The sequence below is a fragment of the Arthrobacter sp. 05T442 genome, assembly GCF_056395945.1.
Window position 1 is genome coordinate 14,241 of sequence record NZ_JBFTKM010000003.1, and the last position, 23,066, is coordinate 37,306.

Genomic DNA, 23,066 nt, shown 5'->3' on the forward strand with positions numbered 1-23,066 from the left:
TGGGGGGGCACGGCTCAGCGGATCGTTGAGCCCCACATGTTCGTCAGATACCGGCGCATCAGCGCGATGAAGATGATCGACGGGATGACCATGGCGAAGCCGCCCGCGAAGCGGTAGGCCAGCGGGGAGTCGGACAGCGAGGTCAGGACCTGCGCCGGGAGGGTGCGGTGGTCCAGCGTCAGGATGGAGGCGCCCAGGACCTCGTTCCAGGACATCACGAAGGTGAAGATGGACGCGGCGGCCAGGCCGGGAAGCGCCATGGGCATGACCACCCGGATGAACGCGCCGAACGGGGTGCAGCCGAAGATCCGGGCTGCCTCCTCCAGGTCCACCGGGACGTTCAGGAACACACTCGCCGAGATGAGGATGGTGGTGGGCAGCGCCAGGGAGGTGTGCAGCAGGATCACGCCGTACGTTGTGTCGTAGATGCCGGCGGTGAGGAAGAGCCGGGCCAGCGGAACCGAGAGCACCACGATGGGCAGGGCCCGGGTGAACAGCAGGAACAGCTGGTAGGGGTCCTTGCCGGGGAAGGCGAACCGGGCGAGCGCGTAGCCGCCCGGGACCCCGATCAGGGCCGAAAGCAGCAGCGTCCCTACGCCGACGATCAGCGAGTTGCCCAGGGCACCGAAGATGCCTGTGGAGGAGAGGAACCCGCCCAGCGTCTCGAAGGAGATGTTCGTCGGCAGCAGGCTGAGCGGGAACTGGTTCAGGGATTCCCGCGTGGAAAGCGCCGCCAGGGAGATCAGGTAGATCGGCGCCAGCATGAACAACGAGATGGCGACGCAGGCGACCTGGAGGTAGATCCGGTTGCGCTTCTGCCGTTGGAGGGGTGCGGTGTCAACTGTGGCTGTGCTCATCGTGTACTTCCCTGCCCTTTCTCGCGGAGTGCCCGCAGGTAGAAGACCGAGGTCAGCATCGACGCCACCAGGATGACGAGTGCCAGGGCCGCGGCCACGTTCGGGTTCTGCAGGCCGGTGTACCAGCGGTAGGTTTCGCCGACGACGAGGGGGAAGTTCTGCCCGGTCAGCGCCTGGGCCACGGCGAAGGTCTGGAAGGCCAGGATGGTCCGGAGGATCAGCGCCACCTGGAGGCTGGGTTTCAGCAGGGGAAGGGTGACGTGGCGCAGGCGCTGCCAGAATCCGGCGCCGAACACCTGCGCCGCCTCGTCGTAGTCCTTGGGGACGCCCTGGAGGCCGGCGACGACGATGACCAGTACCAGCGACGTCGACCTCCACACTTCAGCGACGAGGACGCAGATGAACATGGTGGTCTGGTTGTCGTAGGCCAGCCACGAGATGCCGTGGATGCCCAGGCCGCTGAGGAAGGAGTTGAGGTAGCCGCGGTCGTTGAAGATGGACAGCCAGACAAGGCCTGCGGCGAGGTCGCTCAGGGCCAGGGGTATGGCCCAGACAAAGAAGTGGACTTTATGCAGCCGCGGGCTGGAGCGCAGCAGCAGGGCCATGCCGATGGCGAAGCCGAACTGAAGCGGGATCATCACGAGGATCAGCAGGCCGGTGTTGCGGACCGCCGGCCAGAAGTAGGGGTCCTGGACCATGCGGTTGACGAAGTCCAGGGTGAATCCCCCGCCGTCCTGGAACGCCTGGAGGACGCCCTGGATGACGGGCCACCCCAGCAGCAGGGCCATGAACACGATGGACGGTGCGATCAGCCAGAGGGCCGGGGACATCCGGCGCCGCCGGGGCACCACCCGGACCGTCTGCGTGACCGGCGGAGAATCGATCGTCATTACGCTACCTCGCAATTCGAGCCGGTGGAGACGGGATCAGGAGCCCAGCACGGGACGTTCAGAGCCTTCATGATGGTGTTCAGCTGGGTCGCCTGGCGGTCCAGAACGGGCTGCACGCCGGAGCCGTCCAGGCAGATTTCCTGGAAGCAGTTCTTGAAGATCTGCGAGACCTCGCCCTCCTTGGACCCAAGGCCCACGGGCGGCAGGGCCAGGAGCGCCCCGGCCGAGCGCTGCTGGCGCTTGACCGCAGCCGCCTCGAGCGCGATCGCCCCGGACAGGTCTGTCGGGAGCTCTGTCTGCACCACGGGGAAAAACGCGTTGCTGCGCAGGGTTTCCACCTGAACCAGCGGCTCGGTCAGGGCCCGGATGGCCTGCTCGGCCCGGGCACGTTCCTTCCCGCCTGTGGGAAGAGCCAGGCCGGCGACGATCAGCATGTAGCCGCGCCCCTTGGGTCCGCGCGGCGCGGGGACCATGAGCCAGTCCTCGGGTTTGGCGGCCGGGGCGCCAACCAGCCGGGCCACGTGGTCCCAGGCCACCAGCACTTCCCCGCTGGTCAGCGGTTCCTGCATGGCGTTGTAGTTGGTGGACGCCGGGGCCATATTGTCCCAGAGGTCCTTCATGTAGTTCCAGGCAGTGGCGGCGTCGGGGTTGCGGAACGTGGTGATCTGTCCCCCGGTGAAGCTCGGGAGCAGGAAGCCCTGGTAGAAGCGGTGGTGCAGCCCCTTGGGCCCCGCGGGCATTCCGAAGACAGGGCGCCCGGCGCCTTTCTTGGCGGCTTTGGCCCACGCGAGGTAGCCCTCGTAGGTGAGGTCGTTGACGTCCACGCCGCTGGGCAGCCATTCCAGGGCTTTCTTGTTGATGGCGACGATGTACGTGGCCTGCATCCAGGGGACGTATTTGGTGGCGCCGCCGCCCGCTTTGGCCAGGTCCAGGACTTCTTTGGTGAAGCCACGGTCGGCCAGGTCGCTGACAAGGTGGTCCACGTCCTCGAGGGAACCGGCCAGGGGTGCGAGTTCACCGTGGAGTCCGCCGAGCAGGGCGGTGCGCACGTTGCCGGCGTCGGCCTGGGACTTGACGGTGGAGGCGAAGACTCCCGGATCAACGGAGTTGTACGCCACCGGGACCTTCACGAATTTCTTCAGGACGGCCTCGTAGCGCTGCTTCTCCTCAACCGGGGTGAACTGGGTGGACAGGAAGCCCACGGTGCCTTCGCCGGCGGTGGCGCCGCTGGTGTCAAAGCCGGCACACGCGGAGAGGAAAGGGAGGGAAAGGGCTGTTCCCAGGCCCGCCATCAATACGCTGCGCCGCGACGGGCGGCTGTGGAGGGGCGGTGAAAAGTTGTCGTTCATTGACTACTCCAATCAGGCGCGCGCCTCTGCGTCACCTTTCGTCTAATAGTGAGACAAAAGGTGGAGTGTGTCAAGGAACACATTCGGGGAAGGTTCGACGGCGCCGCGGAACTGTTTGAGGCGCTGCTGGGAGTCGGCGGTCCCTTGGGCATATTCAGCGAAGAAGCCGAGCCGGCCACCGGCGCCCTTCTTGGCAACTATCACCAGGTCCTGACCCACGCAGTGTTGGTCCAGGCGGCGCTGGCGCTCCGCGATGCTGCCCAGGGTGAGCCACTGGGGGCGGGATTCAGGCGGGGCAGCCTGAGGCATAGGCGGAATCAGCAAGCCCTAAGCTGGGTGCCATGACGACTGCCCCTGTGAAAGGCAACCCCCTCGGTTCCCGCGTCTCACAAGCGGTGCAGACCCTCACGCCGGGGTACTTCGCCCTCACTATGGCCAGCGGGATCATCTCGGTGGGTCTCGAGCTCGAGGGCTTTGACGCACTCTCAGCCGCACTCCTTGTGGTGTGCGGGCTCTCCTACGCCGTGATCCTGGTTCTCAGCCTGGTGCGGCTGGCCAGGTTCCGCGCCGACATGCGCCGCGACTTCCTGGATCCCGGTCGGGCGTTCGGCTTCTTCACCTTCATCGCCGGAACGAATGTGCTCGGCGTGCGCCTGGGGGATGCCGGCAGCTGCAGTGAGGCCAGCTGGCCAACTTCCACATGATGGACACCCCGTCAGTGCAGGAGCTCGCCGGCGACGGCTGGAGGAAGAGCATGGCCGAACGCCTGGCCGAGGATCGCACTATCATCGGCGCGGAGCAGGAGAAGTGGCTGCTGGACGGGTTCGAGAGCTCCACCCAGGGCTGGGACAGCCTGGGCCAGCAGGTGTTCTTTGCCGAGCGGGACAGCAACCAGGCGCCGGAGATGACGACGTCTCCATGGCCGGGTGGGACGGCTACGCCGCGTCGCGACGCCGGAGCACGCAGGGCTGGGTGGACGCGAAAGCGCGCAACGTCTGGTTCTGACCGGCGACGTGCGCTGCAACCGGGCCAACCACGTCAAGGTGGACTACAAGGACCCTGCGTCGCTCGTTACGTCGATCCTCTGGGCCACGGGCTACCGGCTGGGCTTCAGCATCCTGGACATCCTAGTACTGGACGAATGGAACGACCCCCGGCACCACCGCGGCGTCACCGAACAGCCGGGCCTGTACGCCATCGGGCTGCCGTGGCTGACCGGGCACGGCTCGTCCATCGTGGCGGGTGTCGGCCGCGACGCCGAATACATGGCGCAGCACATCGCCGGGAACATCGCCGGCCGGTGAAGGCGAACGAACGGACAAGGCGGGAGCCGCGCAACAGGTTATTGACCGCCGTTTGGGGCCGGAGTAATTTACGAGTAGCCGTGCTGTAATCCGTTGGGACGAGGGCGAACCTCGTCTCTGAATCACGCCAAGGCAAACCGGCTACGGTGCTGCGTTGCCAAGGTGCATCCGGTCGCCGCCGCTGTGGAAGCCTGCGGCATAGGCTTTTGCCCTCCAAGATTCAGGGCCCCATCGGCTGCTTAGCCAATCACCGGCACGACCGCAGCGGCCGCGCCCAGTTGCCCGGGCATGCCCGCCGGGGTGAATCGGAGTACACGATGGACAACAGCTCTTTCCAGGCCCTCCAGGAGAAAGTACGGGGCCGGGTCATCACGAGCGATGAGGCGGACTACGACACCGCGCGGGCCGTTTTCAACGGAATGATCGACAAGCACCCTGCGGCCATTCTGCGCGTGTCGCAAGTCGCGGATGTCATTGCAGGCGTGAATTTCGCGCGTGACACCGGCTTGGACCTGGCGCTGCGCGGTGGCGGCCACAGCGCGCCCGGGTTCGGGACCTGCGACGGCGGCCTCGTCATCGACTTCACAGGCTGCCGGGGCGTGCGCGTGGATCCTGCTAATGGGACAGCACGGGCCGAAGCCGGAGTGACATGGGCGGACTTCAACTACGCCACGTGCGCATTCGGCCTTGCCACCACCGGAGGCATCATTGGATCAACGGGTGTTGCTGGACTGACTCTCGGCGGAGGCATCGGCTACCTCGCCCGCAAGTACGGGCTGTCGTGCGACAATCTGAAATCCGCGGACGTGGTGACCGCCGAAGGGAAGTTTCTCGTCGCCAGCAACACGCAAAATGAGGACCTCTTCTGGGCGCTTCGCGGCGGGACCGGCAACTTCGGCGTCGTGACGTCCTTTGAGTTCAACCTTCACCCCGTGGATGTTCTCTATGGCGGAGTGATCATTTACCTTCTGGAGCACGCCGACGCGGTGGCACGGCTCTACCGTGATTACATCGCTACCGCACCGGAGGAAATGGGGGTGTTCCTGGGCTTCCATCAGGGACCGCCGGTCCCCTTCCTGCCTGAGGAGTATCACGGGAAGCCCGTGGTGGTGCTGGTGGGCGGCTGGGCAGGCCCCCACAACGAGGGGGAGCGTCAATGGCAGCCGTTCCTTGACGTTGCGCCCGTCGCCGGCTCATTCCTGGGCCCCCTTCCCTATACGGTTCTCAACACGCTCTTCGACCCCATGTATCCCAAGGGCCTGCAGGCCTATTGGAAATCAGAGTTCCTGCCCCGCCTAACCGACGACGTCGTCCGTGTCGCTGAGAAGTTCGGCGCGGCCATTCCGAGCGTCCAGACGGCCAACCACTTCTACCCAATTAACGGTGCCGTCCAGCGGGTCGGGCGGGACGAGACCGCGTTCCCGTACCGCGACGTCAACTTCGCAGTGGACATTGCCTGCCATTGGGAGGATCCGGCCCACAATGAGGCCAATACGAAGTGGGTGCGCGACTACTCTGCCGAGCTCCACCCCCTCGGATCCGGTGCGGGCTACGTGAACTTCCTCGACGCCGACGACCAGTCACACATCGAGGACACCTACGCGGGGAACTACGCCCGCCTCGCTAAAGTCAAGGCCAAGTACGATCCCGGCAACCTCTTCCACATCAACCAAAACATCAAGCCTGCAGGCTGACACTTCGTACAAGCTGGTGTTGGCGGGTTAGGTGCGCCACCGCGCCTCGGCCGCAGTGAAGGATGAGAACGGTTGTCCCGTTCGTGCTTCGCTGTGAAACTGTGAGCATGGCGAACTCTGGCGACGTGTCCTGGCAGCTGGATGGCATCACGATGGAGGGGACGGTTGTCCGGCCCGACGGCGACGGGCCGTTCCCGGCGGTGGTCCTCGTCGCGGGCAGCGGCCCTACTGACCGGGATTGGTGTTCGCCGCTGCTTCCCGGCACGAACGGCAGCGGGCGGCTCTTCGCGGAGGCGTTTGCCCGGGCCAGTATCGCATCTCTGCGCTATGACAAGCGGGTGACCGGCCCGCACGCGATGGAGAACGTCCGGAAGCTCATCGGAAAACTCAGCATGCAGTCGCATCTGGATGAGCTGGTCGCGGCCGTTCAGGTGCTCGCCGGGTTGGACTACATTGACTCCTCCAGGATTGCCGGGCTCGGCAACAGCGAGGGAGCCCTCCATGTGCTCCACTACGCCACCAGTGCCCAGGAAATTCCCTTCGTCGGGATCGTGCTCGCTGCCCCACCCGGACGCCCGATACAGGCTGTGCTGCTGTCCCAATTGACGCGTCAGTCCGCCCAGGTCCCTGGTGGGGCCGAGCTGATGCCCAAGGTCGAGGAAGCCGCTGCGCGTTACGCGGCTGGACAGCCGATGAATCCCGATCCTGGCTTGCCGGACAATGTGAAGATGGTGCTCGCGAGCTTCGAGGCTCCGGCGAATCTGCCGCTCGCCCGTGAGCTGTGGGCCGAGTCCACCTGCGACTCGCTCAGGAACGTGCAGATCCCCACCCTGGTATTGATCGGCGGGAGAGACGTGCAGATCGACGAACACGCCGACGGGGACCCTCTCCAGGAAACCGCCGCCGGGATGACGAACGTGACGTTCGCATTCCCGCCGCACGCGAATCACGTGTTCAAGGAAGATACCCGCAGCCCGGCCGACGTGGCCGCGTCACCAGGGAACGGATACAACGAACCGGACACACATCTCGACCCCGAAAGCCTGGAAACGATCCTCGCCTGGCTGGGAGAGGTAATGAATTTAACGGTGTCTCCGCTCTGACGAGCCCCATGGGACGCGTCGTGGCAGGGATACTGCCCTGGCCGCCCTGCAATAAAAAGGACCCTCGACTTCTCCTCCACAGGATGTCTGTGGTCGCATGTACCTTAGGCATTAGCCCTCAGCACGCACCGCTCAAGGACACGATGGACTACTACGCAATCAGTTCGCTGCGTGAAAACCACGCGGGATGGTCGCTGCTGCGCGCGCAGAATGCCCCGCTGGCAGTCTCCTTCTTCATCAAGGCCTTCACGGGGCCCAACCAGCGAGACATCGGCCGCCAGGAGCTCATCGACCACCTCGACGACGTCCTGTTCGGCCTGCGGGATGCGTTCGGCGAGGACAAGTTCCCCCGCCCGGCGTCGGAATACCTGGACGACTGGGCGGCCCCGGAGCGTGCCTGGCTGCGCAAGTACTATGTGCCGGGCCAGGACGAGCCCCGCTATGATCTGACTGCCTCGGCGGAGGACGTGGTGCACTGGGTGGAAAGCCTGCGCGGCCGGGACTTCGTGGCCACCCAGTCGCGGCTGACCAGCATCTTTGCCGTCCTCAAGGCCCTGGTCCAGCAGTCCGAGACGGACCCGGAAGTCCGGCTGGCCGAGCTCCAGCGCCAGCGTGACGGGATCGACGCGGAGATGCAGCGGATCCGGGACGGCAACATCCGGGTCATGACCGCCCCGGAGGCCCTGGACCACTTCCAGCAGCTGACCTCCCTGGCTAAGGACCTGCTCTCGGACTTCCGGGAGGTTGAGCAGAATTTCCGGAAACTGGACCGCCAGGTCCGCGAACAGATCGCCACGTGGGACGGCAGCCAGGGCGAGCTTCTGGAAACCATTTTCGCGAACCAGCAGGACATCAGCAGCTCCCTGCAGGGCCGGACGTTCCAGGGCTTCTGGGACTACCTGATGTCCCCGCAGCTGCGCAGCGAACTGAAGGACCTGCTGCTGCGGGCCACCCGCATCGAGGCCCTGTCCGGCGCCGAGAACCTCCACGCCGTCACCAACCTCCACCAGGACTGGCTGCCCGCCGTCGAACAGACCCAGTCCACGGTCCGCCAGCTGTCCCAGCAGATGCGCCGGCTCCTCGATGACAAGGTCTTCCTCGAGAACAAGCGGATCATGCGGCTGATCCGGGGCATCGAAACCGGTGCGCTGGGCACCCGGGACGCGCCGCCGTCGGGGGTCTTCATGGAGATCGCCGCACCGTCCGTGGACGTGGTGCTGCCCTTCGAGCGGCCCCTCTATGAGCCCAGCCGGAAGGTGATGGTCGACGACGACGTCGTCACCGCCGACGACACCGACGTGGACGCCGGCGCCCTGTTCAGCCAGTTCCATGTGGACACGGAGCGGCTCAAATCCAGCATCGACGATGTCCTGGCCGGCACCGAACAGGCCACCCTCGCCGAGATCACGGACGCCCATCCGCTGCAGCAGGGCCTCGCCGAGATCGTGGCCTACTACCAGCTTGCCAGCGACTCCGAGTGGGCCAGCATCCACCCCGAAACAACACAACAGCTGTCCTGGTCCCTCCCGGACGGCAGCATCCGCGAAGCAACCATCGACCAGATCATCTTTGTGAGGCCCGCATGAACCCCGCCGCATCCCCCGCCCCGCACCCGGCGGAGACCCGGACGCCCGAGGAACTTCCCGGCGTCGTCACCCGGCTGTTCCGGGGTGTGGTGTACGCCGAAGCGGACGAGAAGATCTGGCAGTCGCTGACGGCACTGGAGTCCCAGGCCCGCGACTACGTGGCCGTGCTGGGGCTGGACCTGATCCTGGATGAGTCGGAGGGCTACGCGTTCCTCAAGTCGCGGGAGGACCCGGACGGCACCCTCCCCCGGCTCATCCAGCGGCGCAGATTGACCTTCGACGTCAGCCTCCTGCTGGCCCTGCTGCGCGGCCGCATGCTCGAATTTGATACCAACAGCAGCGATCCCCGCCTCATCATGACCGAGCAGGAGATCATGGACATGGTGGCCGTCTTCCTGCCCGAATCCAGCAACCAGGCCCGGATCCTGGACAAGCTGGGCGCCAACATCAAGAAGGTCGTGGAACTGGGCTTCCTCCGCCAGCTCCGCGGACAGCCCGGAACGTACGAGGTCGCCAGGATCCTGAAGGCCTACGTGGATGCCCAGTGGCTGGAGGAGTTCGACGCGCGGCTGGCGGACTACCGGGCCACCCTGGACGGTTCCCCGGGGCCCGCCGCGGGCACCAGCCAGGAAGAACCGACCGCACGGGACAACAACGAACAGGACACCAACGACGGGGAGCTCTCATGACCGCCGATCTGCAGGACAGCCTCTTCAGCCTGGACGAACCCCTCGAGCAAACTACGGACGACGCCGGCAGTCCCCCGGGTTACCGGCTGCACCGCCTGGAGCTACTCAACTGGGGCACCTTCCACCAGGGCGTCCGGACCTTCCGGCTGGACGGCGCCAACAGCCTGCTCACCGGCGACATCGGCTCCGGGAAGTCCACTGTGGTGGATGCGATCACCACCTTGCTGCTGCCGGCCAACAAGATCGAGTACAACAAGGCCGCCGGGGCGCAGAAGAAGGAACGCACCCTGATGTCCTATGTGCGGGGGTTCCACAAGAGCACCCGCAGCACCGGCGGCGAGTACTCCAAACCGGTCTCGCTCCGCGGCACGGGCACGCTCACCGTCGTGCTGGCCGTGTTCCACAACGCAGTGCTGGGCAAGTCGGTCACGCTCGCCATCACCCTCTGGACGGTGCAGGAGGCCGGCCAGCCCAACCGCTTCTACTCCCTGGCGGAAACGGATCAGTCCATTGCCGGGGACTTCTCGAACTTCGGCCAGGACCCCGCCAAGCTGAAAAAGAAGCTGAAGGCTGCGGGCGCGGCCGTGCACGACACGTTCGAGCCCTACGCGGCGGCGTTCAAGCGGCAGTTCGGCATCAGCGGGAACCAGGCCATGGAGCTGTTCCACCGCACGGTCTCGATGAAGCAGGTGGAGAACATCACCCACTTTGTCCGCACCAACATGCTGGACGAGGACGATGTTGCCGCCCGGATCACGAACCTGATCCACCACTTCGACGACCTCAAGAAAGCCCACGGCGCCGTCCTGCGGGCCAAGGACCAGATCGCCCTGTTGGCCCCCATCCGGGAGGGAGCCGCCCGGCACGCCCAGCTCACGGTCGAGGACGAGCTGGCCAGGGCCCAGCGCGACCAGCTGCACCCATGGTTCACCAACCAGCGCCTCATCCTGAGCCTGGAACACGCAGCGGAACTGGAGAGCACCGGGGTCCGGCTGCGGGAGGACAGCGCCTCACTGACCGCCCGGATCTCCGCACTCCGGCACGAGATCCAGGCGGTGGCCGAGGACATCCGCACCAACGGCGGCGGCCGGCTGGCGGCCATCGACGCTGACGTCGCGCGGCTGGGCGCCGAAGCCGGCGTGCAGCGGACCCGCTACCAGAGCTATGCGGCTGCCGCGGCGGAGCTTGGCCTCAGCGCGCCGGAGGACCGGGTGCTGTTCGACGCCAACCGGGACCGGCTGGCCTCCGTCGAGTCCGGGCTGGCTGAGCAGCACACCGAGCTGCAGGAGCGCCGCACCGGGCTGACCGTCCAGCGCAAGGAGCTCACCGAGCGGTCCACATCGATCAAAGCCGAGCTGACCAGCCTCCAGTCCCGGCGCAACCTGCTGCCGCTGCGGCAGCTGGAGATCCGGCGTCGGCTGTGTGAGGGAACCGGCGTGGAGGAGAAGGCGCTGCCCTTCGCCGGGGAGCTGCTGCGCGTCCGCGAGGGCGAGGCCGCCTGGGAAGGCGCGGCGGAAAGGACACTGCACGGCTTCGCGCTGTCCCTGCTGGTCCCGTCGGAACACTACGCGGCGGTCAGCAGCTGGGTGGACGCGAACAATCTCCGCGGCCGGCTGGTCTATCTGAAGGTCGGCGACGCGCACTCCCCCAGGGCCGCTGAGCCCGGGACGCTGGCCGCCAAGATCGCGATCAAACAGGGCACGCCGTTCCGCGATTTTCTGCAGGATGAGCTCGCCAGCCGGTTCGACTGCGTGTGCTGCGAGTCGCTGGAGGACTTCCGCCGCTTCCCCAAGGCGCTCACCGCCAACGGCCAGCTCAAGGGTGGCCGCGGCAGGCATGAGAAGGATGACCGGAACGAGCTGACGGACCGGCGGAACTACGTGCTGGGATGGGACAACCAGGACAAGATCAACCGGTTCCTCGCCGAGCTGGACGAGGTCACAGGCCAGCTCCATGTGGCGGAGACGCAGCTGGCGAAGATCGACGGGCAGCTCGGTGACATCGGTCGCCGGAACCAGCAGCTGGGCACCGTCCGTTCGGTGTCCGATTTCGGCGAGATCAGCTGGGAGCGCACGGCCCGGCGGATCCAGGAGCTCAAGGAGGAGCGCCGGGCCCTCGAATCGACCACGGACATCCTCCGAGACCTAACCGCCCGGGAAGCTCGCTTGAATTCTGACCTCACCCGGCTGACCGGACAGGCCGAGAAAACCCAGCAGCGGCTTGGCGCGAACAAGACCGACACTGCAAACTTGGCGGAGGTGATCGAGGAGTGCCGGGCGCTGCTGCAGGAGCAGCCGCTGACGGACGACGCCGGTCTGCTGGCCTCCGTCGCCGGCCTCGCCGCGGCGGCCCCCGGCGAGAAGCTCCTCACCTACAAGAACACGGTGGCGGTGGAGAGCCTGGTGCGGTCCGAGCTGACCAAGTCCATCGACGCGCTGTCCAAGCGGCTGGCCACGGCGGAGGCCGGCACGGTGCGGCTGATGGCCGACTTCCGCAACAGGTACCCGAACGAGACCACCGAAATCGACGCGTCCCTGGACGCCGCCAGTGACTACGAACGGCTGCTGGACCAGCTGGAGAAGAACGACCTGCCCAAGTTCGAGGCGCATTTCAAGGAGTCCCTGAACCAGAACACCATCCACGAGGTGGTGGCCTTCAACGCGTTCCTGGACAGCCGCCGGCAGGACATCGTGAACCGGATCACCGAGATCAACCTGTCCCTGGCCACCATCGAGTACAACCGCGGCCGGCACATCCAGCTGGAGCACCAGAACAGCAGCGACCAGGACATCCGCCAGTTCATGGCGGACCTCCGCGCCTGCTCGGAGGGCACCATCGGCGACGACGAGCAGTACTCCGAACAGAAATACCTGCAGGTGGAAAGCCTGATCGAGCGGTTCCGCGGCCGGGAGGGGCTCACCACCCTGGATGAACGCTGGACCGCCAAGGTTACGGACGTGCGGAACTGGTTCACCTTTTCCGCCTCGGAAAAGTGGACCGAGACCGGCGAGGAGTTTGAGCACTTCACCGACTCGGGCGGCAAATCCGGCGGCCAGAAGGAGAAACTGGCCTACACCATCCTGGCGGCCGCGCTGGCGTTCCAGTTCGGGCTCGGGTCCGGGCAGGGCAACGGTGGTGGCAGCGGCCGGAACGCCGGCAAGGGACGCAGTTTCCGCTTCGTCGTGATCGACGAGGCCTTCGGCCGCGGGTCCGACGAATCCGCTCGCTACGGCCTGGAGCTGTTCCAGCGGATGAAGCTCCAGCTGCTGATCGTCACTCCCCTGCAGAAGATCCATGTGATCGAACCGTTTGTGGCCCACGTCGGCTTCGTGGCCAACACCACGGGCGACGATTCAAAGCTGCTCAACATGACCATCCGGGAATATCGGGACAGGCAGGACCGCGATGCCTAAGCCGCGTCCCGAGGGCCCCGAACCGAGCTTGCGAGGTTTGGGAAGGGACCTCCGCGCTGAGTCGTCCGCCGTGCGAGCCAAAGGCTGGACCACGATGGCGATGCTCCGGGCCCAGTCGCAGAAGGCCTGGGACAGCGGGGCGTTGCTGCGCGAACTGCTGGAACCCGGCGGCGTGTATCCGCGCCGCCGCCCGCTGAAACGCCCGACGGCGGCCACCCTCCGTAGCGACTACGCTGCGGCCCGGGCGTGGGCCAGTGAGCTGTTTGCTGCCGCCGGGCCGTTCAGCCTGGAGACCGCGGAGGTGGGCCGCACCACCGTTGGGTCCAACCACCTGCCTGCCGCGGCGGTGTTTGCCTTTGCTGATGATGAGATTGCGTTTATTGGTAAGTCGAAGGATGCAGGGCGGTTTCGTGGGCTCGCCGACGAGTTGGCGGCCTTGGATCCGGCCTTCCTGGCCTGGGCCCTGCGGTGGCCGCGGCGGCTCCTGGAGCTCGGTGGCGACGCGCTGACCGCCGCCCGGGTGGCCCTCTGGCTGCGCGACAACCATGAGCCGGGCATTTATGTACGGCAACTCAGCCTGGCCGGGGTCGACACGAAGTTCATCGAGAACCACAGAAAAGTCGTCGAGCAGATGGCCGCGGAGCTGCAGGCCTCCGGGCCAGCTCCCGGTGACGCTGCCGACGACGACGCCGTTCCGGAGGTGCCCGCGGAGCCGGGGTCCCTGCTCGGCGGGACAACGGCCCGGACTGCGGCGGCACGCTTCGCGGCCCGGCACGGCTTTCTCCACCCACCCGAGCTCGTCCGGTTCCGGGCACTGGACCCCGCAATACCGCTGCTGGGCCGGGCACGGGACCTGACGGTCACTGCGGAGGCGTTCAGCACCCTGAACCTGCCCGTCCAAAGGGTGATCATCACCGAGAATCTGGTGAACTTCCTGGCCCTGCCCGAGGCGCCAGGCAGACTGGCCATTTACGGCGGCGGATACGGATTCTCGTCACTTCGGGAGGCCGGCTGGCTGCGCGACTGCGAGGTCAGCTACTGGGGTGACCTGGACACGCACGGCTTCCGGATCCTCGACCAGCTCCGGGCCGTGCACCCGCACGTGGTCAGCGTGCTGATGGACGAAGGAACGCTGCTGGCGCACCGCGATGCGTGGGGCACCGAGCCGGCTCCGTCCCGGGCCGCGCTCGGCCGGCTCACGGCAAAGGAGGCGGCGCTCTATGACGCGTTGGGCAAAGACTCCTTCGGCACATCCGTCAGGCTGGAACAGGAGCTCATCCGCTGGGACTGGGCGCTCACGTTTCTTGACCCGTGAGGTTTTCTTGCCCTGAGAGCGGTTGGCGCACCCCGCCGGGCCAGTCAGTTGAGGGCGTAGTCCACGAGTGAGGCGTCGATGCTCGCCGGGGCGAAGACTTTCCTGACCACCAGACGGGTGAGACCGTCAATGGCCGCGTGATCGCCGTGGCCAAGACGATCGCCCGCTACGGACGCGTGGACCTGCTCTGCATCGACGAACTGGGCTATATGGAACTGGACCGCCGCGGCGCCGAACTTCTCTTCCAGGTCCTCACCGAAAGGGAGGAGAAGAACTCCATCGCCATCGCAAGCAACGAGTCGTTCTCCGGCTGGACCAAAACCTTCACGGATCCCCGCCTCTGCGCTGCGATCGTGGACCCGCTGACCTTCAACGGTGCCATCATCGAAACCGGCACGGATTCCTACCGGCTCGCCGCCACGCTGGCCCAACAGGCAGCCCGCTAGAAAACCCAGCGAAGGGGCGATCTCTCGTGTCTCGCGTTTGGCGCGGCCGCGTTCCTTTCCAAGTAAGCAGTGCGTTCTATAGGGTCAACCACATGGACGCGGTCCCGGGGGATGGCATAGGCATCGAGCCTTACCGCGTCATGTGCGGATTTAGTAGTCAGCGGTTTAGCGCTACGGCGGATGCCCTTAACTACTGCAGGAACGACTGCCAATGAACGTCGTGGTCGTGATCTTCGGAATATTCTTGGGGTTGTCTGCTGGATACTGGGGCCGCTACCGGTTCCCGGCAGTTCGCCGCGGTTCACGGCTCGATGAGAGACTAGGCCAGCTCAACCTGATCTGCGTTGCAGCCCAAGGTCTAGTTGCCTTTGCTCTAGTGATCTCAACGAACATGGTCGGGATCCCCGCTTTGGCATTCGCGGCCGGTGTATTATTGCTCGCTTCGATCCCCCTTTATTTCACCAAAAAGAAGGATCCTCGCTTGGCCGGAGCTCACGGGGGAGGCAGCCACGTGGTCGAAGAGAGCGCTCTCAGGCTTACGTCGACATGGCCGCATAGCGTGGTCTATACGGTCGGCTACGTGTCGCTCTTTGCTTATTTCCTGTCATTAGGGCTCATGCCCCGGTAATCCGGTTCGACACCACAGAGGCTGCCAGGGATCGGCGAGATCCACGTTGGCGGAGAATCATCTCCGCGCATCGCCGCAGCCCTCCCTCAGCGGGCAGTAGATCGCCAACACGAAGCCGCAGCCCTCCCTCAGCGGGCAGTAGATCGCCAACACGAACAGGCTGGCTCCACCGGCAACGCCAACCTACGTTGGTCCGCGGTTTGTCACAGGCGCTCAGATTTTCGATCCACAAGCGCCTTGGGGTGGGGCCAATTACAAATGCCCCCTGGGGCCAGAAATACTTGACACAACCACCCACCAAACCCGAGCCTAGCCGGGTGCCCTTGGACTCCTGATAGGAACTATCCGCGAGTGGGATCCTCGGTAAGGTGCCGATTCCGCGCCTCTATTAGCTTCTGGAGGTAGCGGGCCAGCACCAGCCTCTCGACCAGACGCCCTACGAGGCCGAAGGGTGCCGCGAACTCGATCCGATCAATCATCGTGGTGCCCGCCGGATCCTGACTTAACTCATGGACGTGCCGGAACCGCCGAAATGGACCTTTGACCTGCTCATCCACAAAATAGTTCGGCGACTCCATCTCGGTGATCCGGCTCGTCATTTGAAGTGGAACGCCGAAGTGCCAAGCTCGCCACGTGACTTCCTCACCCAAAGAGATGAGCCCGGACATGACGCCGGCAACCGCCTCTTCACGAGACTGCGCCATCGAGTCCTTGTGCGCGTCGATACTCCGGGCACGGTCAAACAGTTCTGATTGGGGCGTGCTCGTCCGTGTCGTGCACTCAAAGTAAACGGCCATTGTCAGAGTATGGCAGTTCGTTCATGGTCTGCTCGAACTGCGGAAGCCCTGGCCGGCTGCGCCCGTCGCCTCCTGATGTGGCAAGGTCCAGCACTCAGGCCAGCAGGGTCGTGGGTGGTCCTGGATCAGGTCGTCTCAGTGGTCCTGAAACAAGTTGACATACTCACCGCCGCGCCCGCAAGGACTTCGAGTCCATCGGCGATGCGGTCCACCACGTCCCGGAGAACCCTGGCACGCACCTATTCGGCGAAGAGCATCCCCGTGGCGGAGTTGCCGGACGGCCGGCTCGGGGTGGGCCTCACTGCGGAGAGGGTCGCGGCCGGGACCCTTCACCGAATCCATATTGCGCGTTTCGCGCATAGCTCTTGCGCTAAACGCGCAATCGTCTTATGATTTCGATCATGCCCGAAGCCCGGGCGGCTCCCCCTCCCCCAACAACAACGAGGTTGCTGCATGTCTGTCCCAATTAAGGCCACCATGGAGAAAGTCCCTGGCGGCATGATGTTGATTCCCCTGCTGATCGGCGCCCTCCTGGGCACCTTCGCACCGGATTCCGCCAAATTCTTCGGTTCGTTCACGGGTGCGCTCTTTACCGGCGGCACCACCATCCTCGCCGTGTTCTACGTGTGCATGGGTGCCAGCATCGATATCAAGGCCACCCCTTACATCCTGAAAAAGGGCGGCGTCCTGTTCGGCAGCAAGGTCCTGTTCGCGATCATTATCGGCGTCGTCGCCGGCAGGTTCCTGGGTGAGCTTCCCATCAGCGGCGGACTCCTCACGGGCTTGTCGGTCCTGGCGATCCTGGCTGCCCTCAATGACACCAACGGCGGAATGTACATGGCCCTCATGGGCCAGTACGGCAAGCCCAAGGACGTTGCAGCCTACTCCGTGATGACTCTCGAGTCTGGCCCCTTCCTGACGATGGTGACCCTCGGCGTCGCCGGCCTGTCGGCTTTCCCCTGGCAGGCCCTGGTCGGTGCCATCATCCCCCTGCTCCTCGGAGCCATTCTGGGCGCCCTGGACCCCGCGATGCGCAAGTTCCTTTCCTCTGCGGCTCCGGTCCTGATTCCGTTCTTCGCCCTCGCCCTTGGCTTCGGCCTCAACCTCGGACAGGTGCTCAATGCCGGGCTGCTGGGAGTTGGTCTTGGCCTGTTCGTGCTGATCGCCGGCGGCGCTGTCCTGTTCTTCGCAGACAAGGCAACCGGAGGCTCCGGCATCGCCGGGCTGGCGGCTGCCACAACCGCAGGCAACGCCGCCACCGTGCCGATGCTGGTAGCGGCAGCCAACCCCGCCTATCTGCCCGCGGCCGGACCCGCCACCGTACTGGTTGCCGCTTCCGTAGTGGTTACCGCCATCGGCTGCCCCCTGATGGTTGCTTGGTACGCCAAGCGCCTGAAGGCCAAGGAGGTCGCGGTATCACCCGAGGTTGCGCACGCCGTATGAACACCGACGCCGCCACGCGCTGGGCGATCATCGCCGACGACCTGACGGGAGCTGCAGATGCGGCCGCCGCCTATGGCCCCACCCACGGCAGTTCCGTCATCCTCGACGTCGACTGCGACTGGCCCGACGCCGAGATCCTTTCGATCAATACGGAGAGCCGCTACCTGCCCGTGGAGGAAGCCTTCTCGGCCGTCACGTCCGCCGTCGGGCGGGCCTTGGAGCAGCGCCGCCGGGTCTTCAAGAAGATTGACTCGCTGCTCCGGGGCAACGTGGGTGTGGAAGTCGCGGCAAGCTTGGCGAGGCTCAGCCAGGGCCGCGACAAGGGTCTGGCCATTGTGGCTCCGGCTTTTCCCGCCACGGGAAGGACCACCCGGGGCGGCGTCGTCCACGTCAACGGCGAGCAGAACGTTGACGGAAACTTCGGCGGCGACGTCGCCCGCGCACTTGCCGCCGGCGGTCTCTCCGTCGACGTCGTTGCCGGAGATTCCGCGCGCACGCCGGAGGAGCTGGCGTCGCACCTGCGGAACGTGCAGGAGCGCGGGATTGACGCCGTCGTATTGGACGCAGGCAGCGATCATGACCTCAAGTGCATCGCTGCCGCTGCGGAGTTGCTGGACTTCCCGGCGCTCCTGGTGGGCTCGGGAGGGCTGGCGGGACACATCGCCGCCGGCGGTGAAGGAACCCGTGCCCGGGACGCGCAGGTGCCACGGGTCAGCCGGACGTTGACCGTGATTGGCAGCTACTCCGGCCTCGCGCGGCAGCAAACCGATGCCCTGGTCGAGGCCGGCGCTGAACACATCACGCTGGACCACGCCACCCTGGACGATTCAGCGGTCCCGCGGCGCGTCGCCCAGGCGATGGCCCGGACGGACGTGGTGCTGACGCCGGACCCGATGGGCATCGTCGACAAATCGCAGGCCCTCGTCGTGGCAGCGGCTCTGGCCCGAGCCACGGCTGCGGGCATCGGGCACTGTGATGCCCTCGTCCTCACGGGCGGGGAGACGGCGACGGCGGTCCTGAAGGCCCTCGGCGTCGGCAACTTCACCGTCCTCGGCGAAATTGAACCCGGCGTCGTCATGAGCGTGCTGCCCGAGCCCCTCCCACTGCTGGTCACAAAGGCCGGCGCCTTCGGGGACGCCGGAACTCTGGCCCGAACCAAACAATTTCTCACTGGCACAACGACTGAAATGAGTATCAAATAATGGGACGCCCGATTGTTGCGATCACCATGGGCGATGCAGCTGGCATTGGCCCGGAAATCATCGTCAAAGCCCTGGCCGACGCGGAACTCCGGTCAAAAGCCCGCATGCTCGTCATCGGGGACCTTCGCCGGCTGCAGCTCGCCGCCGACATCGTCTCCAGCCCGCTGAACCTGCGTAAGGTTTCGGAACCGTCCGAGGCCCTGTTCGACGAGGGCACCATCGACGTACTCGACATCGACTGCATCCCGGAGGATCTCGCCTGGGGTGAACTTTCCGCCGCGGCCGGGCATGGTTCGTACCTGTTCATTGAGAAGGCCGTTGCCCTGGCAATGGACCGCCAGGTGGATGCCATCTGCACGGGGCCTCTGAACAAAGCCGCCCTGCACGCGGCCGGACACAAGTTCCCCGGCCACACGGAACTCCTTGCCGAACTGACCGGCACCGAGGAAGTTTCCATGATGCTGACCGCCCCGAAGATGCGGGTCATCCACGTCACCACCCACATCGGCCTTATCGATGCAATCGCCAAGATCAACGGTGACCTCGTCTACCGGACCATCAAACGCGGCTACGAACTGCTGCGCGCCTCGGGGATCGAAAACCCGCGGATCGCCGTGTGCGCCATCAACCCCCACGCAGGCGAAAACGGACTGTTCGGCTATGGCGAAGAGGCGGAGAAGATCCAACCGGGCATCGAGAAGGCCCAGGCTGAGGGTATCGACGCCTTCGGCCCGCTCCCGGCCGACACCCTGTTCTTCCTTGCCGGCCGCGGCGACTTTGACCTTGTCGTGGCCCAGTACCACGACCAGGGCCACGGCCCGGTCAAGGTCCTCGGCCTGGAGAACGGCGTGAACATCACCGTAGGCCTCCCCGTGGTGCGCACCTCCGTTGACCACGGCACGGCCTTCGACATCGCGGGCAAGAACATCGCGGACCACGAGTCGCTTCTGGAAGCGTTGCGGCAGGCAGTGGACCTGGCGCCGACGCGCGACGAGGCTTCGTAGGGAAAGCGGCAATCCTCGCCAACAGCCGGTCAGCGCGAAAGCGCGGGCCGGCCGTTGCCATAGCATGGTTAGCACTGCCACGGGAAGGAGACCGGGAATGCTGAGCGCAAAGGCGCGGCGCGAGGAGATCTACCACCTCGCCGTCACCACCGGCCTGGCCTCGGTGGAGGAACTCTCCGCCCGGTTCGAGGTCACGGCCTCCACCATCCGGCGCGACCTGGCGCTGCTGGACGGACAGGGCCGGCTGGCCCGAACCTACGGCGGGGCCATGGCCCTGGGCGCGCACCCGGAGGCGTCGCTGCGGCAGCGCACCGGGGAGGCGTTTGAGCAGAAGCAGGCTATCGCCCGCTGGGCGGCGTCCGTGATCCGCCCCGGGGAAAACATCCTGCTCGACGCCGGTTCCACCGCGGGTGCGCTCGCCCGCGAGCTGCGGAGCTTCGAAAAGCTGTCGGTGACGACTCCTGGCATCAACACCCTGCAGGAGCTGGCCGATTCCGAGGGCATCGAGGTGGACTGCCTGGGCGGCCGGCTGCGCACCGTGAGCCAGAGCTTCGTAGGCCCGCTGACCGAGGCGACGCTGGAACGGATGAGCTTTGACCGCGTGTTCCTGGGGGCCGACGCCGTCACCGCGGAGGACGGCATCTGCGAGGCCGACCACGCGCAGACCCGGCTCAAGGAGCTCATGGGCCGCCGCGGCGACGCTGTGTACGTGCTGGCGGACTCCTCCAAGCTGGGCCTGCGGCCGTTCCACGCCTGGGCCCGGCTCGCGCTGCCCTGGACCCTGGTGACGGACGACGGCGCCGACCCGGCCCAGGTGCAGAAGTTCCGGGACGCAGGGGTCGAGGTTCAGGTCGCGGCGGTCCCGGGCGAGGCACGCGCTTCTTAGCGGATCACCCTTACCGTGCGCAGCCGCGGGCATATCCTGGCCACGCCCTCCCCCTCGGCAGCACCGGCCGACGTCGTCGACACCTTGTTCATCGGCGCGGTCCACCTCAACAGCACCGGCCGGGTCGCCGGGCCGCCGTTGCCGTCGCCGTTGCCGTCGCTACAAGTAGTCTCCGGCCCGTTCGCGGGCAATTTCGAGCAACGTGGAATGGAAGGCGACCTCCGCCGGGGCGTAGACCTTGTCCTGGCGTTGGGCCAGCAGTACGCGCCGCAAGGGTGCGGCCGAGCCGAGGCTGATGACCCTGACGTCGGGGTGTTGCAGGGCCACGGCGGTCTTCGGCACCATGGCCACTCCCATTCCCACGCTCACCATCGCCTGGGCTTCCTGGTAGTCGTTGGCCAGGAAGCCAATGGTTGGTTCAAATCCGGCTTCATGGGCGGAGCGCTGCAGCACTTCGACCACGGGGTGGGCCTCGGCCCGCACGATCCACGATTCTTTGCGGAGCTCTTCCATCCGGATCTCTTCGCGGTCGGCCAGCGGGTGCCCACGGGATACCAGGAGGACTGTGCTTTCCTGAAAGACTTCCGTGATCCGGATGGAATCGTCATGAAAGCGATTCCAGGGGTAGTCCCAGAGCAGGCACAGCCCGGTAACTCCAGACTGCAGGTCCGTCACAAGATCATCGAAGCGTGCGCTGCGAACGGAGAGGCCGATTGCCGGGTACCTCTTCTTGAAGGCCCGGATCACAACCGGCAGGAACGAACCGGCGAGAGTCGGAAAGGTACCTACGGTCAGGGAGCCGCGTTTGAGGCCGGCGATCTGGTCCAGGTCAGACTGGGCGGCCCGCATCTGCCCGACGATTTTGCGGGCGTGGCCGGCGAGCACCTGGCCCGCCTCGGTGGGCACCACCCCGCGCGAGCGGCGGTTCAGAAGCGGCTGCCCGACTTCCTGCTCGAGTTTTCGAAGCTGCTGCGAGACGGCGGAGGGCGTGTACATCATCAGCTCGGCCGCAGCAGTGATCGATCCCTGCTCGACCACCTCCACCAGCAACGCCAGGCGCCGGATATCAAACAAATCCCGGTCCGCATCGTTAAGCAACGCTTTGCCCTTCTGTTGAATCCGTTAATTCTATACACCCACCGCCCGGTGAGCGGGAAATAGCCGGTGGTTTCCGACGGCGTCACCGCCCGAGGCGGGCGTCCACGGGCCGCAGCCACAGTGAGTTAAGCATCTTTACAGCCCTCTCCAGAAATCCAACCTTGTCTTCATTTGTGATCTGGCTCAATCTCGAATCAAGCCCATGAACAAACCCGGGCAGAACCGAAACAAGGAACAGACCATGAAGATCGAAGCGGAGTGGATGCGCGGAGGCACCAGCAAATGCTGGGTCTTCGAAAAAGGGCAGCTGGGCGAAACCGGAACCAGCCCGGACGTACTGCTGCCCCGGCTGTTCGGCAGCCCCGACCACCGGCAGATCGACGGTGTTGGCGGCGCCACGTCAACGACCAGCAAGGCGATGATCCTCCACCGTCCCGCCGGCGACGACGTCGACGTCGAGTTCACCTTCGCACAGGTGGGCATTGAAGAGGCAGCCGTGGATTGGGGCAGCAACTGCGGCAACTGCTCGGCAGTCGTCGGTTTGTACGCCATCGAAAAGGGCTGGGTGGTCCCCACTGGCGACGTGACTCGGATCGTCACCCGGAACACGAACACCGGCCAGATCATCATCCAGCGGGTGTCGACGCCGTCCGGTGCCCTGCCGATCGTCCCGCAGGCCCAGATGCCGGGTGTCCCGTTCCCCGGATACCGGGTGGGGCTCGGCTTCCAGGACCCGGCCGGCAAAACCACCGGCAAGTTGCTTCCCACCGGATCAGCCTCCGACGTGGTCATCGCTGGAGGAACCCGTTGGACTGTCTCCATGGTGGACGCCGGAGCGCCGGTGGTAATCCTGCGCGCCGAGGACCTTGGCCTTAACCCGGAGCGCTACGGCAGCTGGCTCGCCGGGTTGGAGCTGCAGCTGGACACCCTGGAACGCGTCCGCCGTCAGGCGGCCGTGCGTATGGGGCTCGCAAGGACTCCCAGCGAAGCTGCCCGCGCCGTCCCCAAGGTTGCGATCGCGGCGGCCCCGGCCCGGTCCGACGCGGACAGCGACGTCAACGTCATGATGCTTTCGATGGGCAGGCCCCACCCGGCCCTGGCCATCACCGGAAGCATCGCATTGACCCTCGCAGCCCGTACCCCGGGCACGGTACTTAACGACATCACCGGCGGCACCGTTCACCCCACGCTCCGGTTGCGCACACCGGCCGGCGTCATCGAAACCTGGAGCGAGGAACGGGACGGGTCGCTGCTCGTCGGCGTGGACCGCACCGCGCGCACTATCGCTTCCACCACCATCCACCTCCCGGAGGCCCTCGGCAGCGCCGTCGACGCCTCACTTGCCAGCGCCACTCGATGAGG

At 65.8% G+C, this 23,066-nt stretch carries 19 protein-coding genes and 2 pseudogenes; 15 read left to right on the forward strand and 6 right to left on the reverse strand.

Features of this window, described 5'->3' with window-relative positions:
• Positions 1-14: 14 nt before the first annotated feature.
• The 4 genes from AC1DES_RS04675 to AC1DES_RS04690 are packed head-to-tail and all read right to left on the reverse strand — an operon-like array spanning position 15 to position 3,405.
• Positions 15-857 (reverse strand): carbohydrate ABC transporter permease, encoded by an 843-nt coding sequence (locus AC1DES_RS04675; RefSeq protein WP_476894522.1) that lies wholly within the window; start codon positions 855-857, stop codon positions 15-17.
• Positions 854-1,747, reverse strand: coding sequence for a carbohydrate ABC transporter permease (locus AC1DES_RS04680; RefSeq protein WP_476894523.1), 894 nt, complete (start codon positions 1,745-1,747; stop codon positions 854-856). Before AC1DES_RS04680 ends, AC1DES_RS04675 begins: the two co-directional genes overlap by 4 nt.
• On the reverse strand, positions 1,747-3,096 hold the full coding sequence (locus AC1DES_RS04685; RefSeq protein ID WP_476894524.1) for an ABC transporter substrate-binding protein: 1,350 nt from the start codon (positions 3,094-3,096) through the stop codon (positions 1,747-1,749). The genes AC1DES_RS04680 and AC1DES_RS04685 overlap by 1 nt, the downstream gene beginning before the upstream one ends.
• Before the next feature lie 42 nt (positions 3,097-3,138).
• A complete protein-coding gene (locus tag AC1DES_RS04690; RefSeq protein ID WP_476894525.1) occupies positions 3,139-3,405 on the reverse strand; it encodes a hypothetical protein in 267 nt (88 codons plus the stop codon).
• A gap of 32 nt (positions 3,406-3,437) precedes the next feature.
• Between AC1DES_RS04690 and AC1DES_RS04695 the strand changes: the two genes are divergently transcribed.
• The 10 genes and pseudogenes from AC1DES_RS04695 (at position 3,438) to AC1DES_RS04740 (ending at position 15,274) form a co-directional block, all read left to right on the forward strand.
• The gene (locus AC1DES_RS04695) at positions 3,438-3,800 is read left to right on the forward strand and encodes an SLAC1 family transporter (RefSeq protein ID WP_476894526.1); all 363 of its coding nucleotides are present in this window, start codon (positions 3,438-3,440) and stop codon (positions 3,798-3,800) included.
• A pseudogene (locus tag AC1DES_RS04700) lies at positions 3,776-4,400 on the forward strand (alkaline phosphatase D family protein); the annotation flags it as partial. The gene AC1DES_RS04695 and the pseudogene AC1DES_RS04700, both read left to right, overlap by 25 nt.
• A 317-nt stretch (positions 4,401-4,717) precedes the next feature.
• Positions 4,718-6,094 (forward strand): FAD-binding oxidoreductase, encoded by a 1,377-nt coding sequence (locus AC1DES_RS04705; protein WP_476894527.1) that lies wholly within the window; start codon positions 4,718-4,720, stop codon positions 6,092-6,094.
• 107 nt (positions 6,095-6,201) lie between these two features.
• Positions 6,202-7,197 (forward strand): alpha/beta hydrolase family protein, encoded by a 996-nt coding sequence (locus tag AC1DES_RS04710; RefSeq protein ID WP_476894528.1) that lies wholly within the window; start codon positions 6,202-6,204, stop codon positions 7,195-7,197.
• A 143-nt stretch (positions 7,198-7,340) separates the two neighbouring features.
• Positions 7,341-8,783: a DUF3375 domain-containing protein gene (locus tag AC1DES_RS04715; RefSeq protein ID WP_476894529.1), complete on the forward strand. Its 1,443-nt coding sequence runs from the start codon at positions 7,341-7,343 to the stop codon at positions 8,781-8,783.
• Complete coding sequence (locus AC1DES_RS04720) at positions 8,780-9,472, forward strand: DUF4194 domain-containing protein (RefSeq protein WP_476894530.1); 693 nt, start codon at positions 8,780-8,782, stop codon at positions 9,470-9,472. Before AC1DES_RS04715 ends, AC1DES_RS04720 begins: the two co-directional genes overlap by 4 nt.
• A complete protein-coding gene (locus AC1DES_RS04725) occupies positions 9,469-12,885 on the forward strand; it encodes an ATP-binding protein (protein ID WP_476894531.1) in 3,417 nt (1,138 codons plus the stop codon). The genes AC1DES_RS04720 and AC1DES_RS04725 overlap by 4 nt, the downstream gene beginning before the upstream one ends.
• A gap of 94 nt (positions 12,886-12,979) precedes the next feature.
• A complete protein-coding gene (locus AC1DES_RS04730; RefSeq protein ID WP_476894532.1) occupies positions 12,980-14,200 on the forward strand; it encodes a Wadjet anti-phage system protein JetD domain-containing protein in 1,221 nt (406 codons plus the stop codon).
• A 146-nt stretch (positions 14,201-14,346) separates the two neighbouring features.
• Positions 14,347-14,646, forward strand: a pseudogene (locus AC1DES_RS04735) (ATP-binding protein); the annotation flags it as partial.
• Positions 14,647-14,857: 211 nt separating this feature from the next.
• A complete protein-coding gene (locus tag AC1DES_RS04740; protein ID WP_476894533.1) occupies positions 14,858-15,274 on the forward strand; it encodes a hypothetical protein in 417 nt (138 codons plus the stop codon).
• Positions 15,275-15,615: 341 nt separating this feature from the next.
• Here AC1DES_RS04740 and AC1DES_RS04745 read toward each other — a convergent pair whose 3' ends face one another.
• Entirely contained in the window at positions 15,616-16,071 is a 456-nt protein-coding gene (locus tag AC1DES_RS04745; protein WP_476894534.1) for an SRPBCC family protein, read from the reverse strand.
• A gap of 453 nt (positions 16,072-16,524) precedes the next feature.
• On the opposite strand from AC1DES_RS04745, the gene AC1DES_RS04750 reads away from it, so the two are divergent.
• From AC1DES_RS04750 to AC1DES_RS04765, 4 genes are all read left to right on the forward strand, one after another.
• Positions 16,525-17,514 carry a 2-keto-3-deoxygluconate permease gene (locus AC1DES_RS04750; RefSeq protein WP_476894535.1) on the forward strand — a complete coding sequence of 330 codons (990 nt, stop codon included), beginning with the start codon at positions 16,525-16,527 and terminating at the stop codon, positions 17,512-17,514.
• Positions 17,511-18,716: a four-carbon acid sugar kinase family protein gene (locus tag AC1DES_RS04755; RefSeq protein ID WP_476894536.1), complete on the forward strand. Its 1,206-nt coding sequence runs from the start codon at positions 17,511-17,513 to the stop codon at positions 18,714-18,716. The genes AC1DES_RS04750 and AC1DES_RS04755 overlap by 4 nt, the downstream gene beginning before the upstream one ends.
• On the forward strand, positions 18,716-19,720 hold the full coding sequence (gene pdxA / locus AC1DES_RS04760) for a 4-hydroxythreonine-4-phosphate dehydrogenase PdxA (RefSeq protein ID WP_476894537.1): 1,005 nt from the start codon (positions 18,716-18,718) through the stop codon (positions 19,718-19,720). The genes AC1DES_RS04755 and pdxA overlap by 1 nt, the downstream gene beginning before the upstream one ends.
• 97 nt (positions 19,721-19,817) lie before the next feature.
• Entirely contained in the window at positions 19,818-20,606 is a 789-nt protein-coding gene (locus tag AC1DES_RS04765; protein ID WP_476894538.1) for a DeoR/GlpR family DNA-binding transcription regulator, read from the forward strand.
• Between the two features lie 159 nt (positions 20,607-20,765).
• Here the strand turns inward: AC1DES_RS04765 and AC1DES_RS04770 are convergent, their stop codons facing one another.
• Positions 20,766-21,704 (reverse strand): LysR substrate-binding domain-containing protein, encoded by a 939-nt coding sequence (locus AC1DES_RS04770; RefSeq protein ID WP_476894539.1) that lies wholly within the window; start codon positions 21,702-21,704, stop codon positions 20,766-20,768.
• A 241-nt stretch (positions 21,705-21,945) separates the two neighbouring features.
• Between AC1DES_RS04770 and AC1DES_RS04775 the strand changes: the two genes are divergently transcribed.
• On the forward strand, positions 21,946-23,064 hold the full coding sequence (locus AC1DES_RS04775; protein WP_476894540.1) for a PrpF domain-containing protein: 1,119 nt from the start codon (positions 21,946-21,948) through the stop codon (positions 23,062-23,064).
• The last annotated feature ends 2 nt before the right edge of the window (positions 23,065-23,066 follow it).

Bases quoted from the DNA above. Each gene is read 5' to 3' on its own strand.
- AC1DES_RS04675 (WP_476894522.1), bottom strand. From the start codon at position 857: ATGAGCACAGCCACAGTTGACACCGCACCCCTCCAACGGCAGAAGCGC.
- AC1DES_RS04680 (WP_476894523.1), bottom strand. From the start codon at position 1,747: ATGACGATCGATTCTCCGCCGGTCACGCAGACGGTCCGGGTGGTGCCC.
- AC1DES_RS04685 (WP_476894524.1), bottom strand. From the start codon at position 3,096: ATGAACGACAACTTTTCACCGCCCCTCCACAGCCGCCCGTCGCGGCGC.
- AC1DES_RS04690 (WP_476894525.1), bottom strand. From the start codon at position 3,405: ATGCCTCAGGCTGCCCCGCCTGAATCCCGCCCCCAGTGGCTCACCCTG.
- AC1DES_RS04695 (WP_476894526.1), top strand. From the start codon at position 3,438: ATGACGACTGCCCCTGTGAAAGGCAACCCCCTCGGTTCCCGCGTCTCA.
- AC1DES_RS04705 (WP_476894527.1), top strand. From the start codon at position 4,718: ATGGACAACAGCTCTTTCCAGGCCCTCCAGGAGAAAGTACGGGGCCGG.
- AC1DES_RS04710 (WP_476894528.1), top strand. From the start codon at position 6,202: ATGGCGAACTCTGGCGACGTGTCCTGGCAGCTGGATGGCATCACGATG.
- AC1DES_RS04715 (WP_476894529.1), top strand. From the start codon at position 7,341: ATGGACTACTACGCAATCAGTTCGCTGCGTGAAAACCACGCGGGATGG.
- AC1DES_RS04720 (WP_476894530.1), top strand. From the start codon at position 8,780: ATGAACCCCGCCGCATCCCCCGCCCCGCACCCGGCGGAGACCCGGACG.
- AC1DES_RS04725 (WP_476894531.1), top strand. From the start codon at position 9,469: ATGACCGCCGATCTGCAGGACAGCCTCTTCAGCCTGGACGAACCCCTC.
- AC1DES_RS04730 (WP_476894532.1), top strand. From the start codon at position 12,980: ATGGCGATGCTCCGGGCCCAGTCGCAGAAGGCCTGGGACAGCGGGGCG.
- AC1DES_RS04740 (WP_476894533.1), top strand. From the start codon at position 14,858: ATGAACGTCGTGGTCGTGATCTTCGGAATATTCTTGGGGTTGTCTGCT.
- AC1DES_RS04745 (WP_476894534.1), bottom strand. From the start codon at position 16,071: ATGGCCGTTTACTTTGAGTGCACGACACGGACGAGCACGCCCCAATCA.
- AC1DES_RS04750 (WP_476894535.1), top strand. From the start codon at position 16,525: ATGTCTGTCCCAATTAAGGCCACCATGGAGAAAGTCCCTGGCGGCATG.
- AC1DES_RS04755 (WP_476894536.1), top strand. From the start codon at position 17,511: ATGAACACCGACGCCGCCACGCGCTGGGCGATCATCGCCGACGACCTG.
- pdxA (WP_476894537.1), top strand. From the start codon at position 18,716: ATGGGACGCCCGATTGTTGCGATCACCATGGGCGATGCAGCTGGCATT.
- AC1DES_RS04765 (WP_476894538.1), top strand. From the start codon at position 19,818: ATGCTGAGCGCAAAGGCGCGGCGCGAGGAGATCTACCACCTCGCCGTC.
- AC1DES_RS04775 (WP_476894540.1), top strand. From the start codon at position 21,946: ATGAAGATCGAAGCGGAGTGGATGCGCGGAGGCACCAGCAAATGCTGG.